The sequence below is a fragment of the uncultured Fibrella sp. genome (assembly GCF_964250085.1).
GTDB lineage: Bacteria > Bacteroidota > Bacteroidia > Cytophagales > Spirosomataceae > Fibrella.
In genome coordinates, this window is sequence record NZ_CAXUEC010000006.1 from 382,799 (window position 1) to 399,831 (window position 17,033).

11 protein-coding genes and 1 tRNA gene are annotated in these 17,033 nt (G+C 51.9%); 2 read left to right on the forward strand and 10 right to left on the reverse strand.

All coding sequences use genetic code 11. The features are described from left to right. Positions 1 to 13: 13 nt before the first annotated feature. The 3 genes from ACFE8Q_RS20045 to ACFE8Q_RS20055 all read right to left on the reverse strand — a co-directional run bounded on the left by ACFE8Q_RS20045 (position 14) and on the right by ACFE8Q_RS20055 (position 2,804). Positions 14 to 781: a hypothetical protein gene (locus tag ACFE8Q_RS20045; RefSeq protein ID WP_375447216.1), complete on the reverse strand. Its 768-nt coding sequence runs from the start codon at positions 779 to 781 to the stop codon at positions 14 to 16. A gap of 68 nt (positions 782 to 849) precedes the next feature. After that, positions 850 to 2,217: a type IV secretory system conjugative DNA transfer family protein gene (locus ACFE8Q_RS20050; RefSeq protein WP_375447217.1), complete on the reverse strand. Its 1,368-nt coding sequence runs from the start codon at positions 2,215 to 2,217 to the stop codon at positions 850 to 852. A gap of 413 nt (positions 2,218 to 2,630) precedes the next feature. Further along, complete coding sequence (locus ACFE8Q_RS20055; RefSeq protein ID WP_375447218.1) at positions 2,631 to 2,804, reverse strand: hypothetical protein; 174 nt, start codon at positions 2,802 to 2,804, stop codon at positions 2,631 to 2,633. 238 nt (positions 2,805 to 3,042) lie between these two features. Between ACFE8Q_RS20055 and ACFE8Q_RS20060 the strand changes: the two genes are divergently transcribed. Continuing rightward, positions 3,043 to 4,113, forward strand: a complete 1,071-nt coding sequence (locus ACFE8Q_RS20060; protein WP_375447219.1) for a hypothetical protein — start codon at positions 3,043 to 3,045, stop codon at positions 4,111 to 4,113. 66 nt (positions 4,114 to 4,179) lie between these two features. After that, positions 4,180 to 4,482: a hypothetical protein gene (locus tag ACFE8Q_RS20065; RefSeq protein WP_375447220.1), complete on the forward strand. Its 303-nt coding sequence runs from the start codon at positions 4,180 to 4,182 to the stop codon at positions 4,480 to 4,482. A gap of 21 nt (positions 4,483 to 4,503) precedes the next feature. Here the strand turns inward: ACFE8Q_RS20065 and ACFE8Q_RS20070 are convergent, their stop codons facing one another. From ACFE8Q_RS20070 to ACFE8Q_RS20100, 7 genes are all read right to left on the reverse strand, one after another. Then, positions 4,504 to 4,698, reverse strand: coding sequence for a hypothetical protein (locus ACFE8Q_RS20070; protein ID WP_375447221.1), 195 nt, complete (start codon positions 4,696 to 4,698; stop codon positions 4,504 to 4,506). Positions 4,699 to 5,204: 506 nt separating this feature from the next. After that, positions 5,205 to 5,282, reverse strand: a tRNA-Ser gene (locus tag ACFE8Q_RS20075). Beyond that, complete coding sequence (locus tag ACFE8Q_RS20080; protein ID WP_375447222.1) at positions 5,259 to 6,464, reverse strand: phage integrase SAM-like domain-containing protein; 1,206 nt, start codon at positions 6,462 to 6,464, stop codon at positions 5,259 to 5,261. The genes ACFE8Q_RS20075 and ACFE8Q_RS20080 overlap by 24 nt, the downstream gene beginning before the upstream one ends. A 646-nt stretch (positions 6,465 to 7,110) precedes the next feature. After that, positions 7,111 to 7,938 (reverse strand): hypothetical protein, encoded by an 828-nt coding sequence (locus ACFE8Q_RS20085; protein ID WP_375447223.1) that lies wholly within the window; start codon positions 7,936 to 7,938, stop codon positions 7,111 to 7,113. A gap of 16 nt (positions 7,939 to 7,954) precedes the next feature. Then, a complete protein-coding gene (locus ACFE8Q_RS20090) occupies positions 7,955 to 9,199 on the reverse strand; it encodes a thrombospondin type 3 repeat-containing protein (RefSeq protein ID WP_375447224.1) in 1,245 nt (414 codons plus the stop codon). A gap of 10 nt (positions 9,200 to 9,209) precedes the next feature. Next, positions 9,210 to 9,764, reverse strand: coding sequence for a hypothetical protein (locus ACFE8Q_RS20095; protein WP_375447225.1), 555 nt, complete (start codon positions 9,762 to 9,764; stop codon positions 9,210 to 9,212). A gap of 69 nt (positions 9,765 to 9,833) precedes the next feature. Next, positions 9,834 to 16,988 (reverse strand): Ig-like domain-containing protein, encoded by a 7,155-nt coding sequence (locus ACFE8Q_RS20100; protein ID WP_375447226.1) that lies wholly within the window; start codon positions 16,986 to 16,988, stop codon positions 9,834 to 9,836. Between the last annotated feature and the right edge of the window lie 45 nt (positions 16,989 to 17,033).

The following is a 17,033-nucleotide window of genomic DNA, read 5'->3' on the forward strand; positions in this document are numbered from 1 at the left end:
TCAGGGAGAGGTGTTAGAACGCGACAGCGACTTCGTCGTCAGCAAATAGGTCAGCGACACGACGCCGCGCATCAGGGTCCGCTGGGCGACGACCATAGAAGTTGAAACCGCGTGTGTCAGTTGCGTCTTCGCCCTCGACAAACGCCTTGACAAGTTCCTCATTAGCGATCTGTTCGTCGATCTTGTCGAGTATGAAATCATCCCCTTTTCGGTATTGCGCCTGATAGCTGAAAGCGTAGAACAGGCTACAAAGATGAAAGACACCGCCAATGGGCTGATTCAATAAACCCAAAAGAATGCCTGTAAAGAAAAAGAAACCGGGTTCCAGCAATGTTTCGATTTGCCTGGTGGTCAAGCGTTGCCCGTTAAACTCGAAGTTACGAAAACGCTCATGTATTTGACCCGTGGATAGACTGAACCGCTGGAAGTCAAATGCGCCAGGCAAACGTTTGATCTCTAGGCGTCGTTGCCATGCACTGTAAGCGAAGTATCCAACGTATGCATACCATGTGAAGAACATCTTGACAAACGTAAACACGGCATCATCGCGGTACTGGTATGGAGACTTGCTGTAGATGAAGAGGGGCATGAAGGACATGATTATGATCAACCACACCGCAATTGAAAACCGGAAATACCGCTCACCCATATTCCGCCGAATGGGTACTTCAAGTATCAGACGCGGCCACGAGCTGAGAGCCAGAAAAAAGTCCAGCAAAGTGTCCATGATGACATTGCGACGCTGGAACAGGGTCTTGTAGTAGAGGTTACTTTTTTTCATGACAGATAGAATTTTGAGAAGTGATAAATGAAATTGCAGTAAAAGGTGAATGACATGCATTACCATGTTTAAGCGGATAGATCGTCCTGCTTAAAAGTCAGTTTCATGTGGTTATAGCCGTTCGGAAATACGTCGCCCTGCCGGTGGATATAGGCCTCAACGCGTAAGCCGTTTTTGGGTCCACCCGTCAGGAGCCGGGAAAACTGTTCAGGTCGCACCAGTCGTTCGAGCTTGAGGCTGCGGCCTTTGGTCTGGGAGAAATTCTGGGCTACCGTTGTGCTTTCAGACTCATCTACGAAATAGGCATCACCGATAAGCTTGCTAAACCACTCATTGGTTTCAGAGTCTGAGGAGGCATGCAGGATCTTCGTTCCGAAATTGCCGAGCAGGCTTCGCACGCGGTGTTCGGCCCGGTCACCACTCATCATCCCTAGGTAATTGGGTAGATTCTGTGTCAGGAAAACGGTCGCAATCCGGCTGCTACGGGCCGTCGTTAAGAACTCGGCATCTTTGTCCAGAAGCAAGTACTGGCTTTCGTCTATCCACAGGAAAACAGGTCTTGGATACTTGTTGACATCCCGCCGTTGCCACGCTCGTTGAAAACAGAATTTTACGAGGAGCTGAGCATCCCTGCTAGGCTTGCCGTAGTCAAGGATTGGCAGGTTGACCAGCACAATCTTACCCTCGAAACAATCCGTTGGAGTTACGGTCGATTCATTGCGGCAAAACAGTGAATAAAACGGTTCACGTAGCAACCTGTAGAGAAAAGCGACGCAGGAAACGTCGATGATGCTTCGTGTTTTCTCGGCAAGTGGAATGAAGCTGTCTACAAAAAAGCCATCAACAAACTTGAGCAGTCGGGCATCAGCCACGGCGTCAAACAGGGCTATTTCATAAACCGTATCGTCAGCGAAGCGCTCCATGGTTGCGGCATCAAGCGTGGCAGTCCATTGATCAATCTGCGACATGACATTGGTACGTGCCGCAGCAAACGCTTGATAGTAGGCTTTGGGCGGCTCGTCCGATGAGGGGGCAGGCTGGTCCTGTTTTGGTATCGTATTGACGATAGCGTGCAGGTTTTGAATGGTTACCCGTCCGTAAGCCAGTTTACACAAATCAATCGTATTCGACAATAAAAGCTCTACTGAATTGCGCCAGAACGGGTCGTTCGACTGGCCGCTTTCCTGACTGGTTCCAGCCTGAATAACAGTTGTAAGCATCTCCATGATCGTGTCGGTTGATGTTAGCTCAGCCGAACCGTAGCCGCTCTCAAAATCCATGAAGTTAAAATATTCCGAACTGCCCGCCTCAATAACAATCAAGTCATCAGACCGGTTAGTTTGCCAGCAATAGGTACGCCACAGATCAACCTCTTCTTTTTTGACCGTCAATATGAGGCCCCCAAATTTGTTGAGCAGGTATTTCTGAGCAATCAACTTCCCACTTGCTGACGACTTGCCGGAGCCAGTACTACCGAGAATCTGAATTCCCGTACACGCATGCCTGATGGTGAGACAGTCGCGACCAGTTTGTGTTGCTAGGTCTATAATCGGCGTGTCTAAATCAAACTCAGCCATATTCTTAAAAGTGTATACTGTGTCATGAAGTCGGACACAGGTGATTAGTAGAAACGGAATTTTGAGCTTTACCGCACCACAAAAAGGAAGGCTGTTGAGTATAGCAGTCCTACCTGTTGAAACATGCAGCTGAGCCTGCCCATTAAAATGGGAGTCGCGTGAAATTTCTGCATTACATCAGGGTTATAGGAATCGAGTTGATTCAGTAAGTCCTGAGGATTCGAGTAGGTGATCAAGCTCCTCGAATCCCCGAACTTTACAAGCATGCTTGTTTAGCCGATTTTACGCCACGAGCCATTTTCGTAAACGTAATCCCCATCACTCCAGATGGGCTTTGGCGTACCTCGCTCGTCGAGGTAGATACTCTTATCGGCTTCAGTGCTACTGGGCGTAGCACCGATATTGTCCAGATGTTCCCGGACTTTTTCACTTGGTTGTTCAGGCATAGCTGACAGAATTTAAGCGTTAGGTGATGAACTCTACACATGCGTTTCGGCGCGATTGCCGACTCCGTTATCGATCGATGGTGTAAAGTTCACGCCTGATTACCCAATAAAATATTTTACTTTATCTGGTTAACCAACCTTTATTCTGCTTTTTCTGGAAACGTCATATTTCTATGAAGTATGAATTAATTCCAGAAATTTTTAGATTGTGGTCCGAATTGTAATTTCCTGGAAAACAATGCACATTCCCCTGATTGAGGCAGTCGCTGATAAATTAATAGCGGACGCCAAACATCATCTGATCAACTACATCGATGAGCACTTTGCTGAATACTTGGCGACAAAAGGTAAAAAGGCAAAAGACCTAGAGAATACAGCTTTGTGGAATATGGTTGGCCCTGCTAACGAATCGGTGTGTACTGATGCATTAGGTGTGAATGGGAACTGGTTCTATAAATTAAAACGTGATTTCGAAAAATCGCCTGATCAAAGCAATGATTTCAGGATCATCCATAAAGATTCCGAAACGCTCAGCGCCATTTTCAGACGTATGGGACACGTCGTTCACAGGAATAGTTTTGTTTCCAGTTTTATTCCTTACGTAAAAAAGCTGGATCTACCTGAGGTGCTGAAATCGTTCCAGATTGGCATCATAAGGCAGTATGAACCCGACATTGAACGGGAAGTAGACGGAGTGGACTGGGATGAAGTAGCCATTACTGCCAATTTCAAAAAAAGATTGGTGCCTAATTCTTCCTCAAATTGGTACCTCTACTTCTACGGCTATGAAACGCTACATGAGCAGGTTAACCGAGAAAAATCCTGGCCATTGGTTAGATTAAGACTTCAGTTTAGAACTTTGATAGGGCAAAAAGATCTATCTGTCACGATCACTAACACGGAAAACCGAAAGCATTACCACTACCGGGGCAGAACAGATGTAGAAGTATCCACAAACAAAGTACTTGTTATCAATTTGCGCACTACGGAAAGAACGCCTACACGGCAGTTAAATATCAAGCTGCTGATTGACGGTGCTTGGGGTAATTTATTCGTTGGACAATATTCAAACTATGAAGCCGACACCAGTAGAATTATCAGCGGGGACTTGATTTTGGAACAAGCCAAAGAAGTGAATCCCGTTCCCTACACCTTTGACATAGTAGAGCCAATCGAGAATACAGAAAGTTATGAGCTCATTCGTCATGTGTCACCAATGATACCTCATCTACGATCTCGTTTTAGGCAGACTGACCCCATTGCTTTCAATCAAGAAATTAAGATGTGGCAGACGACAACGCTACCATAGGGAATCACTTGACTTGGACTATGACAAACGTACAATGTCATTGTCATACAGCTTGGGGAGTTCATTATGCAAGAGGAAACGTCACCTAAGCTCATTCAGTGGATGAGTGATAATCATTACATTAGTAAAGCCAATTGGCAGTCATACGTTGACTACAGTCATCAAGATAAGAGCTACGAGTTCTTGGGTTATCTAGAGGCTACTCGAGGTATCCTAAATCAACTCAAGCAAGCACTTATCAGTAATGAGCCAGAACAACTTAGGACCGTCATCATCCAGATCATCGAGAACCGCGAAAGCTTAATCGAACACGCTGAACACATCATGGATAGAGAGCTGACAGTTAGTAATAGCAGCCAGCCTGCCTAACAAAGCCATGTGCTCGAACAGCTATTTTTCTGTAGGCCAAGTTTCTTCATCGTATTTCGACCAGCCTGATTCCTTACTTTCCTGGTAGAAATAACCATCAGTCCAAACGATACGTCCATCGGGGTTCCAATATTTGTTTGGCATTGATGGATATGGAGAAAACCCATCTTTCGTGAGCTTATCATTCAACTGCTCACCCGTGCGTTCATAACTCATGTATGACCTTTTAAGATTAATACTACAAAGATAAAAACTGTTTAAACCGTATTTCAAAACGAAAACGCATTTTCTTCGATCATAGTGTTGGCTGAGCAAAGCGAAAATTAGCAGGTGGCACAGAGTTTACTACGTCAAGATGTCTTGAGTCTTTTCTAAGACTTCCACCTCAATTATCATGCCTACCCATATTCGGTTTTTACTGACCAACCTAATTTACTCATTCTAGCTAAAACATGATTATCGCTTGTTCAGATGATAAGGGATTATATCTTTGCCTACGCATAAAATGGTATGCATGCATACCATTACTGAATATGACCTTTAAAAGAGCTTCATCACCGATTTCAAATGAGCGATTCCACTCACCTCGGTACAATGCACCTAAGAACTTTAATAGCTATTATTTGCCACGTACAGAGAGCCAGTTAGTTAGAAGTTGTAGTATAGTTGTAGGAACAAAAAAGGGAGCTACAACATTTTGTTGTAACTCCCTGATTATAAGGTGGTGATGGACGGAATCGAACCGCCGACACAAGGATTTTCAGTCTTCTTCAACTTTAATTCATACGCAATACAGCATCCAATGCTTCATCAGCATCCTGGTGAATAAAATTGCCCTGATACCCAATCGTTGTGGTAATTGAGGTATGTCTGTAAAGCTTTTGCAAGAGTTGGATAGGTATTTTGTCTCCTGATAGATTACCAAACGTGTGACGCGCTATGTGCATCGTTAGCGGCTTTTTTATACCAACTCGCTTGGCAATTTCTTTTAAGTACTCATTACATGACTTAGTCCGAGTCTTAATTCGGATCTGTACAGCATACGATTTTGATAGATCAAGCAAAGAGGCCAGATCATGAAATACCAAGTCATGAGTGTTACTCTTGGGATACTGATTTAATATCCGTAGGGCTTTATCTGGTATCTTAAGCGACCCCGCTTTTTGATTCTTGCCCATGGCGTAATAAAGCCGGTCATTCTGAAAATCGGACCATTTGAGGCGAAATACATCTGAAATCCTCATCCCAGCAAAGTAAAAGGAGATAAGCCAGAGGTTACGAGCATGGTTCTCGTTTGCTGATAGTTCAGCGTTTTCAACCAATTTAACTTCATCGGCTGACAAACCAATTTTCAGACTATCCGGGAATTTGATTGTGATTTTACCTTTACCAAAAGGGTAATACTTATGGTCTACGACACCCGCCGCTATACCTCGATTGTAGATTGTCCGAATGACAACTAAGTGATTGACGATGGTGCGATCTGTCACATTGCGCGTGTGTTTCAGATGAACCGTAAATTTTTTCAGTAACGTTGGTGTGATCTCAGAAAAGCTGATTTGATCGCTGCCCAAGAACTCCTTGAATCGGTTGATGCGAGGTTGATCTGTCGAGAGTTGATTGGATTTTCCTGTTTTGCGCAACTGATCACAATAAATGGCGGCTTGCCTAAAGAACGTGTTTTCTTTAGCAGTAACCATGGCTGAACGCATGGCATCCACGGATGTATCAGCATTGTTGGTTTCCCGTTCGAGCAACTTGTCATTGAAGTCAGCAACTGCTTTAGCTAACAAATTATTGAAGCGGGTGGCGTTGGGATACGACTTTTTGACCCGCTGGGTTCTCTCATCCCAATCTATCAACCGTACAGAATGCTCTAAGTAGGTATAGAACGTTTTCCGATTATACGTGTATCGAATGGCTAATGGATAGGTGCCATCAGCTTTGACATTTTTGCGCAGTACGATCTTGATAGTCGCCATAGTGTTGAGTTAATAAGGACAACAACAGGACAACAAACGCTGATTTTAGCTAGTTTCAATTAATATGACTATTGTATAATTAATTGATATTCAGAATTTTACAAACCATATAGAACCATATAAAACCAGCTTGTACAGGACTTAAAATCCTGTGGGCCTCAAGCCCGTGCGGGTTCGACTCCCGCTCCTGGTACAAGTCCCTCTAAAAAGGGAAATCAAGAGACTAACAAAAGCGCTGAATATCAGCGCTTTTGTTGTTTTATACCATTTCCACTTCCTCTTGTTTGGATGTTGATCTACGTTACTTTATTATTCGTTTAATCCGATATTCTGTATATTCACCAACAGGAGAGTAAGGCGAAGTGCGGTGATACGTATGGTGCGCCTCATGGTTAAGACCACTTGTTAAGTTGGATAACGGGCTAAATTCTCAGAGTCTCACTTCCAGCAGAATAAAGATTAAGACGCCCGCGAAGCGGATTCATTTCCAGCACCCGATAAAGGCCAAAATCGATCGGTATGCATAATTCATATCAGGCCTATACAGGAGGGGGCTAATTCGTCATGAATTAGCCCCCTCCTGTATAGGCCTGATATGAATTATAACAACTTGTTGTCTTCTAATCTCCTGTACGTCAGCTAATGCCTATCGGAACCATATTTTCTGGGTGTAACGCTCCTGTTTAACCTGCCGTTCGAGGTTCACAATCACATAACCTACTGTCGACTCGCCAGCGTCGATCTCCCGGCCTGCTAGTGTGGAAACGCCCTCGACAAACCGCCGCAACAACCTGCCCTGACTATCCAGCAAATTAACCGTTACCAGTTCCGTCTGAGCAAACCCTTTCAGGTACAACCGAAACTTCCCGCCAACGCCCGGATTGGGATAGGCGATCGCCTGCACCGACACCTGTGGCTGAACTTCCTGCCCCTGAACGGCCAGTATCAGGCTCGCCACCTGACTGTCTACTTTTAAGTAATCCGTCCCCCGCTCGTCAGCCATGTAGCTTCGGAAATCGCCCCCCTGCATACCCGCCTGCGCCGAACCGGGATCCTTGCTTTCATCATAGAGCCGCACCTTGTCGACATAGCCTGGCTTAAGCCCAAAATCGAACAGTAGGTAGTCCTGGCCGGCTACCAGATCCAGTTTCTCGCCCTGGCTGGTGATACCATGAAAGTCGGCTGTTGGTGCGGCAGCAGGACCATACACCACCGAGTTATCCGACCAGGAACCTGCGTTCTCGCTGCGGATCGACAAGGTCTGGTCTGCTATTTCGGCAGGCAGCACAACCGACACCTGCGAAGGTCCCCAGGCAAAGTTGCGGGCCGAAAAAGTAGGTCTGGCCAGCACTTCATACCGATTTGTCGATGCATTGAACGAAAGGCGTAAGCCAATCTGGGGTAAACTCTGGCCCATCGCATTTGATCCTGCAAAGCAACAGAGGCCTACCAATAAGCGATGATGAATCTTCATGGCTGGAGGAAAAAGGTTAGCGAATACGAGTCACGACCAAAGGCAAACACTGGCTGATACAACTTCCGCAGAGCGTAAGTGGTAACGCCGGTGAAACGGCAAAGCAACTGGCTGTTATCTGGCTCAACCTGTTAACGCCATTGGCGACCAGATTGGTCATACTGTTATCATCGGCGTATGTCACGGCATAGGCTGAATACGTACCAGCAACAAGGCTGATAGACGCAAACGAAGCACCAGAAGACACCTGCACCAGTTTACCGGTTGCATCGGTCAACACATAGCTGGTTTTTATGCCTGCACCCGAGCTACCACCGGCCATCTGAAGCGTAATAGGCTGGCCAATCTGATAATCACAGGTTGCCGGTGCAGCAACACAAGCCTTGAAGACCAACGCATCCGACCAGTCGAAACACGTAGCCGCGACAGCACTCAGGGCATTACCAACGGCTAATCCGCTAACAGGTGCCTCGTATGTAAGGGCCACCGCCATGTAAGTCGCCGTGCCGCTCAATCCTGAGAAACTGGGTGTCGGACTGATTTGCAGGATGGTACCTGTATTGCTGGCCAGCACGTAACGCGTTGTTACCGTTGTGCCGCTGGTGCCGCCAGTGGTAGCAAGTGTTACCGTCGAGGTTGTATAATCACAGGCAGCCAGCGTAAGCGGGCAGCCGTAGGCATTCACCACCGTGTTTGGCAACGTACCCGGGCATAGATCAACATCGTCTGATACGCCATCACCGTCGGCATCTGCTTTCACGCAGGCCCTGAAAACCAGCGCATCCGACCAGTCGAAACACGACGCAGACACCGCACTTAGCGAGCTTCCTACTGTGAGGTTACTAGCCGGACCATTGTATGTAAGCGCCACGGCCATGTAGGTGGCCGTTCCACTAAGCCCGGTAAAACTGGCCGTTGGCTGAATCTGTAGAATGGTGCCCGTGTTGCTGGTCAGCACATAGCGTGTGGTAACAGCAGTCCCGCTGGTTCCTCCACTGGGCGTGAGTGTTACCGTCGATGTTGTGTAATCGCAGGTGGTCAGTGACAGGGGGCAACCGTACGCATTCACGGTTGTGCCGGCGGGTGTACCCGGACACAGATCGACGAGGTCATCGACGCCATCACCATCCGTATCGGTCAGCCAACCAGTAGCCGGTCCATCAGTTACTACCGGAAGACCACCAGCTAACAGATCGACACTACTTGTTAGCCCCAAAAGCACTACCAGCCAACATAGAGAGAAACCTAGTTTGGTTTTCATAGTTAGCGGGTTATTTGCTTAAAGTAGGCGCGGTTAAGTTGCAGGCGGTACAGGTGGTTCCCGTATTGGCGTAGTTCTGCACATACAGGTTAGACAAGCCGGTTGCCGAATACATGGTATTGGCAAAATCACCGCCATTCATCCCCGCTACGCTCGAATCAGGATCAGCACCGTTGACGAATAACCGCAGGCCCGGCAAACAGGCACCGCCCGGCAGCACAAACGTGAACAGCAGCGTTTCTACGCCTGCGGTGAGATCTACTTTCTGCCCATTAGAATCTACGCCGTGAAAATCAGACCCCACTACATCATACGCGTTTGAGTTGTTGCCCCAGCCACCAGCCGCTACACTGGTAATTGTGAAAGCCACATTTGTTAGCGACGACGGCGTAACGATGGTAACCTGACTACTCCCCCAGTTGTACTGTAGCTGGGTGAAGTTGGGCTTGGCATACACCTCATACCGGCTTAGGGCCAGGTTATAGCGGAGCGTATAATCGACCGTCTGGGCCAGACTGGCGATGCTCAGGCAGAGGAAACACAACGCAAAAAAATAGGTCTTCATGGTAATACGGAATAAAGTGTGATCAAAATTGGGGGCGCAGAGCGGGTAGCCCTGCGCCGGAAACTACTATCAGGGAATCTGTTCCAGCATGAAATCGAAGTTGTAGAGCTGGGAAGAATTCATCTGGGTGTTTGTTCGGAAATTGGTAATCACGTTGATGAAAATCAGCGAAGTATCGTTGGACGTACCCTGATACTTGACCTTCCCGTCCATGTTTATATCACCGAAGTAATACCCAAGTGCGTTGTTGTAATTGTAAACCACCGGACTGCCAGGGGACACGTTTTGAGCACCAGCCACTTCAGAGAAAATAGCGATCAGGTCGTTGATTGAACCCTGGTACTTGACCTTCCCATTATGATTGGCATCACCTGCCCATAAGGCCTGCTGTCCGTTGACCGTAACCTGCTCCCATCCGTCAAAGTCAAATGCACCAATAACTTTATTCCAGACCTGAGCAGAAGTACTTGACGGGAAATCAACAATCGTACCAGTTGCAGATAGTGGCACCGCTGTGGCCGTCATTACGCCCAAATGGTTACGATGTTTAACGCTCACGTAGAAACTGTTCCCGGAAAGTCCGGTAAAGCTCAGCGGTGAAACCCCATCACTGGCCAGTACCACATCTCCGTCACGCTGTACCATGGCCGATCGGGTAGCCACAACAAGCGACAAATTGCTCGGGTCACGCAGTTCAACAAACACCCAGTCCACCACAGCATTACCGGTCCCTGCATTGAGGGCCGTCACGCTGGCGGGCATCGTTTCGCCACCACCCCCATTGACGTGGGTAAAACGAGCGGCACCAAGAGCAGAATAAGGCTCAGTCAGCGGTAAGAACTTCTGGCTTCGCAGGTCATCGCGCATCAGATTATCCGGGCTGCCGAACAGCGCTCCCTGCAACATAACCCTCAGCTTCAGCACCACCGCATTAGGGTTTACCGGCTGCTGAACGAGCACACTCACCGTTGCGACATCACATTTGCCAGCCGGGTTACAAACCGTATAAGTAAAGCTGTCACCGCCACTATACCCGGCTGCTGGCGTATACGTATAAGTACCTAGCGGACTCATCACCACCGTACCACTCACCGGCTGACCAGTTGTGTACTGTAGTGGCAGTCCCTGCGGATCGCTGTCATTGGCCGCAACTGTTGCCGTAGCCGTAGTATTGGCTGTTACCAGTAGCAGATCATCGACGGCGACTGGTGACAGCGTTGTGCCAACCGGTGGTGTCGGGTCAACGCGAACGGTCACTGTAGCTGTGGTACAAAGGGCTGGCGTAGCCCTGTCGCATACCTGATACGGGAAGCTGACCACACCCGTAAATCCAGCGGGAGACGTGTAGGTCACCGTACCGTCTCCATTCATCACAGCCGTACCAACAGTTGGCGGCGACAGGATCGTCGGTATAGCTAGCTGCCCGTTGAGGCTTGTTGCGCTATCGGGATCGGTATCGTTGGCCAGTATGGCAATCGTCAGACTCTGACCAGATATACTCTGGACATTATCGTTATTGGCGATAGGCCTGTTGTTGGTAGTCAGCACCGGATCAGGAATTACATTAACCTGTACGCAACTACTGGCACTCAACCCGGCTGTATTCGAAGCCGTGTAGCAGAAGCTCACAGTTCCCGTAAAGCCGACTGGTGCGGTATACGTATAGCTTCCGTCAGGGGCCATTGTTACCGTTCCCGCCACAGGCTGGCTAATCAGGCTCGCCGTCAGCGGTAACCCTTGCGGATCACTGTCGTTGGTCAGTAAGTTACCCGACACCGGCTTCCCGGGCGAGGTATTAGCAATATCAGGTGTTACAACCGGTTTCTTGATTGCCACTGGAGTCACTGCCGTAAACGTATTTACATCCGTAACTGTCCCACCCGGCGTGCTTACCACAGCCGTCACGCTTTGCGGACCTGCTGCAAACGTCAGACTACTACAGGCGAACGTACCTGACGCACTGGCCGTCGTCACGCATGATTGTCCACCCGGTGCCAGAACCGTCACACTAGCCAGTGGGGTGGCCGTACCACTAATCGTTGGCGTAGTCGTGGCCGTGCCGTTATCGGCCGGTGAGAGAATCGCCACCGTGGGCGGAGCTACCGTAGTGAAGGTAATCGGTTGAGAAGTTGAGCCGCCGGGCGTGGTAGCCGTCACCGTCAGCGTTGTTGGGCCAACTGGCAGCGGACTCGTCAAAGCGCAGGCGAACGTACCTGAGGCACTGGCCGTAGTGCTACACAGCGTGGCTCCCAACGGATCGGTGATAGCAATTATAGCACCCGGTGTAGCTGTACCCGCAATGGTCGGCGTGGTCGTCGTCGACACTCCGTTCGGTGAGGTCACCGTCAGGCTTGGCGGACCAACCGCCGTGAAGGCGTTCACGTCGGTGGCCGTACCACCGGGGTTGCTCACCGTAGCCGTCACGCTCTGCGGACCTGCCGCGAAGGTTAAGCTCGAACAGGCGAACGTACCTGAAGCCGAAGCTGTCGTTACACAGGATTGTCCACCCGGTGCCAGCACCGTCACACTGGCCAGCGGTGTAGCCGTACCACTAATCGTTGGCGTAGTCGTGGCCGTACCGTTGTCAGCAGGTGAGAGAATCGCCACCGTGGGCGGAGCTACAGCCGATACCGTCACCGGTACCGACGTTGAGCCGCCCGGACCGGTGGCCGTCACAGTCAACGTATTTGGGCCGACAGGCAGGGATACCGAACAGGCAAACGTACCTGAACTACTAGCCGTGGTCGTGCACAAGGTCAACGGACCAGGACCTGTGATCACCACCGGCGTGTTCGGTGCGGTGGTGCCACTTATCACCTGTGTAAGTCCGCCAACGGGCGGGGCCGTAGCCGTCAGGCTCGGTGGGGCAATAATGGTAAAGGTGCTCGTTGCCGGGCTACTGTTACCACCCACGTTGCTGGCAACCGCAGTTACGCTGTCTGTACCTGCCGGGAATGGCGCAGCCGTAGTCACCGAGTAAACACCCGTAGTGGGACTGGCGGTCGTGGTCAGACTCTCACTCGTGCTGGTGGTCAGGATGATCGTGCTTCCTGGTGTGGCGGTGCCCGAAATAACCCTGGTACCAACCGGTTGGGTACTGCTGTTGGCCGGAGACAGAATGGCCACTACCGGTGGAGCTACCGCCGTAAAGCTGGTGGTCGTTGTTGAACAACCGCCTGATGTACAGGCCGTAACTGTCAGCGTAGTTGGCCCTGCTGGCACCGTTACCGTACAGGCAAACATACCGGAGGCACTAGCCGTCGTGGTGCATAGTGTGGCTCCCGATGGATCAGTAATGGCGATGGTGCTGCCCGGCGTGGCCGTACCCGAAATAACCGGAGCCGTCGTCGTCTGTGGACCCGTTGGTGCCACCGTCAGACTAGCAGGGCTACTTGGAGCCAGCGCCGTGAAGGCGTTCACATCCGTAGCCGTACCACCGGGGTTACTCACCGTAGCCGTCACGCTCTGCGGACCAGCCGCGAAGGTTAAGCTCGAACAAGCGAACGTACCCGACACACTGGCTGTCGTTACACAGGATTGTCCACCCGGTGCCAGCACTGTCACACTGGCCAATGGCGTAGCCGTACCACTAATCGTTGGCGTAGTCGTGGCTGTGCCGTTATCGGCCGGTGAGAGAATCGCCACCGTGGGCGGAGCTACCGTAGTGAAGGTAATCGGTTGAGAAGTTGAGCCGCCGGGCGTGGTAGCCGTCACCGTCAGCGTTGTTGGGCCAACTGGCAGCGGACTCGTCAAAGCGCAGGCGAACGTACCTGAGGCACTGGCCGTAGTGCTACACAGCGTGGCTCCCAACGGATCGGTGATAGCAATTATAGCACCCGGTGTAGCTGTACCCGCAATGGTCGGCGTGGTCGTCGTCGACACTCCGTTCGGTGAGGTTACCGTCAGGCTTGGCGGACCAACCGCCGTGAAAGCGTTCACGTCGGTGGCCGTCCCATTCACGTTTCCAGCTATAGCCGTGACACTCTGTGGACCAGCCGCGAAGGTTAAGCTCGAACAGGCGAACGTACCTGAGGCACTGGCCGTCGTTACGCAGGATTGACCACCCGGTGCCAGCACCGTCACACCGGCCAGCGGCGTAGCCGTACCCGATACTGTCGGCGAGCTCGTAGCTGTACCGTTGTCAGCAGGTGAGAGAATCGCAATCGTGGGCGGCGTTGACGGCTGTACCGTGAGGTAAGCCGTTGCCGTGGCACACAGAACAGGCGTAGCATTGTCGCATACCTGGTAGATGAACGCATCACTACCCACAAACGTCGGCCCGGGTATGTAGGTGTAACTGCCTGTTGGCGAGAACACCAATGTACCACTCGACGGAATAGATAGTAGACTGAATACCAGCGGTTGCCCCTGCGGATCGCTGTCATTGGCTGCTACGGTGGCCGTGGCCGAAATCCCTTTCTGAGTCAGCAAGGCATCGTCCAAAGCGACCGGAGCCGTGTTGGTCACACCTACCGGTGGCGCTGGCTCAATGCTAAACGTTACCAGGGCTGTCGAACAGGCTGGCGGCGTGCCCCCGTCACACACACGGTAGGTCAGCACATCCGTGCCCGTGTAACCCGCAGCCGGGCTGTAACTCACCGTGCCATCAGCATTCACCAGGGCCGTGCCATGCGTGGGCTGGGTCACAATCACCGGGTTGAGCAGGGGGTGCCCTTCCGGGTCCACGTCGTTGGCCAGCACCGCTACGAGCACCGGCACACCCGTGGTCGTCTTGGGCGAATCAGGGTTGGCGATTGGCGCATCGTTGGTGGCCGGATTACCCACCGGCACCGGAATCAGCGTCAGGGTGGTGGTGGCACACGAAGGTGGTGTAGCCCCATCACACACCTGGATGGGCACCGTCACCGGGGCGGTGGTCCCTGCCGGGGCGGTGTAGGTGTACGATCCATTGGGGCTTAACGTCAAGCCGGCGGGTGAGGTACCCACGACCGAGGCCGTCAGGGGAGTGCCTTCGGGGTCCCTGTCGTTGGTCAGCACATTGCCCGTGGCGGGCAGGCCCACCACCACATCGTTGAAATCGGGCGTTACTACGGGCAACAGATTGACTGCGGGCTGTACATTCAGGCTTACCGTAGCCACGTCGCACTTACCCGCACTGTTACAAACCAGGTACAGGAAGCTGTCTGAACCCGTAAACCCAGGCGCTGGTGTATACGTATAACTACCGGTAGCAGTCATCACCACGGTACCCGAGGCAGGCTGTCCGCTAGAATAGACCAGTGGTAAAGGCGGCGTGTTGGGGTCAGCATCATTAATCGACACATCGCCCGACTTTGGCGTATTAAAGCGCACCAGCAACGCGTCATCTACCGCTACCGGAGCCAATGTTGTACCAACAGGCGGTGTTGGCTGCACATTAACGGTCACCACGGCCGTAGCGCAGGAAGCAGGCGTTGCATTATCGCACACCTGGTATGTGAAGCTTACAACACCCGTGAAGTTGGCCGGAGGCGTAAACGTCACCGTACCATTCGCGTTCACTACTGCTGTACCCACGGTGGGCTGACCGATGATCGTTGGATTACCTAGCTGGCCATTGGGCGTTGTTGCATCGTCAGGGTCAGTATCGTTGGCCAACACCGCCACGGTCACCGACGTACCTGCCGTCGTCTGCGTATTGTCGTTATTGGCAATCGGTCTGTCATTATAAACTGGCGACGAAATCGGGTTGACGTTAATCGACACGCAGGCACTTGAACTTAGCCCGGCCGTATTACTAACCGAATAACAGAAACCGGCTACCCCCGTAAAATCAACAGGTGGCGTGTAGAAGTAGGTCCCGTCAGTGCCCATCGACACCGTACCTGCCGTAGGCAGACCAATAAGCCCGGCGGTCAACTGCCCGCCCTGCGGATCAACATCGTTGGTCAACACATTACCTGTCAACGGCACGTTGCTATTTGTATTGGCAATATCAGATGTAGCTACTGGCGGTAAAAGCACAGAAACGGTAGGCTGTACCGTGAGGTAAGCCGTGGCCGTAGTGCACAAAGCCGGAGAAGCATTGTCACACACCTGGTACGTAAATCGGTCAGAACCCACAAACGTCGGCCCGGGTATGTAGGTGTAGCTGCCTGTTGGCGAGAACACAACCGTACCGTTGGCCGGACTGGTCAACTTGGCAAACACCAGCGGTTGCCCCTGCGGGTCGCTGTCATTGGCTGCTACGGTGGCCGTGGCCGAAATCCCTTTCTGAGTCAGCAAGGCATCGTCCAAAGCGACCGGAGCCGTGTTGGTCACACCTACCGGTGGCGCTGGCTCAATGCTAAACGTTACCAGGGCTGTCGAACAGGCTGGCGGCGTGCCCCCGTCACACACACGGTAGGTCAGCACATCCGTGCCCGTGTAACCCGCAGCCGGGCTGTAACTCACCGTGCCATCAGCATTCACCAGGGCCGTGCCATGCGTGGGCTGGGTCACAATCACCGGGTTGAGCAGGGGGTGCCCTTCCGGGTCCACGTCGTTGGCCAGCACCGCTACGAGCACCGGCACACCCGTGGTCGTCTTGGGCGAATCAGGGTTGGCGATTGGCGCATCGTTGGTGGCCGGATTACCCACCGGCACCGGAATCAGCGTCAGGGTGGTGGTGGCACACGAAGGTGGTGTAGCCCCATCACACACCTGGATGGGCACCGTCACCGGGGCGGTGGTCCCTGCCGGGGCGGTGTAGGTGTACGATCCATTGGGGCTTAACGTCAAGCCGGCGGGTGAGGTACCCACGACCGAGGCCGTCAGGGGAGTGCCTTCGGGGTCCCTGTCGTTGGTCAGCACATTGCCCGTGGCGGGCAGGCCCACCACCACATCGTTGAAATCGGGCACCACCACCGGAGCCTGGTTGACCGCAGGCTGCACGACCGTAAAGGTGTTCACATCCGTAGCCGTACCACCGGGGTTACTCACCGTAGCCGTCACGCTCTGCGGACCAGCCGCGAAGGTTAAGCTCGAACAAGCGAACGTACCCGACACACTGGCTGTCGTTACACAGGATTGTCCACCCGGTGCCAGCACTGTCACACTGGCCAATGGCGTAGCCGTACCACTAATCGTTGGCGTAGTCGTGGCTGTGCCGTTATCGGCCGGTGAGAGAATCGCCACCGTGGGCGGAGCTACCGTAGTGAAGGTAATCGGTTGAGAAGTTGAGCCGCCGGGCGTGGTAGCCGTCACCGTCAGCGTTGTTGGGCCAACTGGCAGCGGACTCGTCAAAGCGCAGGCGAACGTACCTGAGGCACTGGCCGTAGTGCTACACAG

What these genes read in the sequence shown, in the direction of transcription:
- ACFE8Q_RS20045 (WP_375447216.1), bottom strand. Translation starts at nt 781, where the DNA reads ATGAAAAAAAGTAACCTCTACTACAAGACCCTGTTCCAGCGTCGCAAT.
- ACFE8Q_RS20055 (WP_375447218.1), bottom strand. Translation starts at nt 2,804, where the DNA reads ATGCCTGAACAACCAAGTGAAAAAGTCCGGGAACATCTGGACAATATC.
- ACFE8Q_RS20060 (WP_375447219.1), top strand. Translation starts at nt 3,043, where the DNA reads ATGCACATTCCCCTGATTGAGGCAGTCGCTGATAAATTAATAGCGGAC.
- ACFE8Q_RS20065 (WP_375447220.1), top strand. Translation starts at nt 4,180, where the DNA reads ATGCAAGAGGAAACGTCACCTAAGCTCATTCAGTGGATGAGTGATAAT.
- ACFE8Q_RS20070 (WP_375447221.1), bottom strand. Translation starts at nt 4,698, where the DNA reads ATGAGTTATGAACGCACGGGTGAGCAGTTGAATGATAAGCTCACGAAA.
- ACFE8Q_RS20080 (WP_375447222.1), bottom strand. Translation starts at nt 6,464, where the DNA reads ATGGCGACTATCAAGATCGTACTGCGCAAAAATGTCAAAGCTGATGGC.
- ACFE8Q_RS20085 (WP_375447223.1), bottom strand. Translation starts at nt 7,938, where the DNA reads ATGAAGATTCATCATCGCTTATTGGTAGGCCTCTGTTGCTTTGCAGGA.
- ACFE8Q_RS20090 (WP_375447224.1), bottom strand. Translation starts at nt 9,199, where the DNA reads ATGAAAACCAAACTAGGTTTCTCTCTATGTTGGCTGGTAGTGCTTTTG.
- ACFE8Q_RS20095 (WP_375447225.1), bottom strand. Translation starts at nt 9,764, where the DNA reads ATGAAGACCTATTTTTTTGCGTTGTGTTTCCTCTGCCTGAGCATCGCC.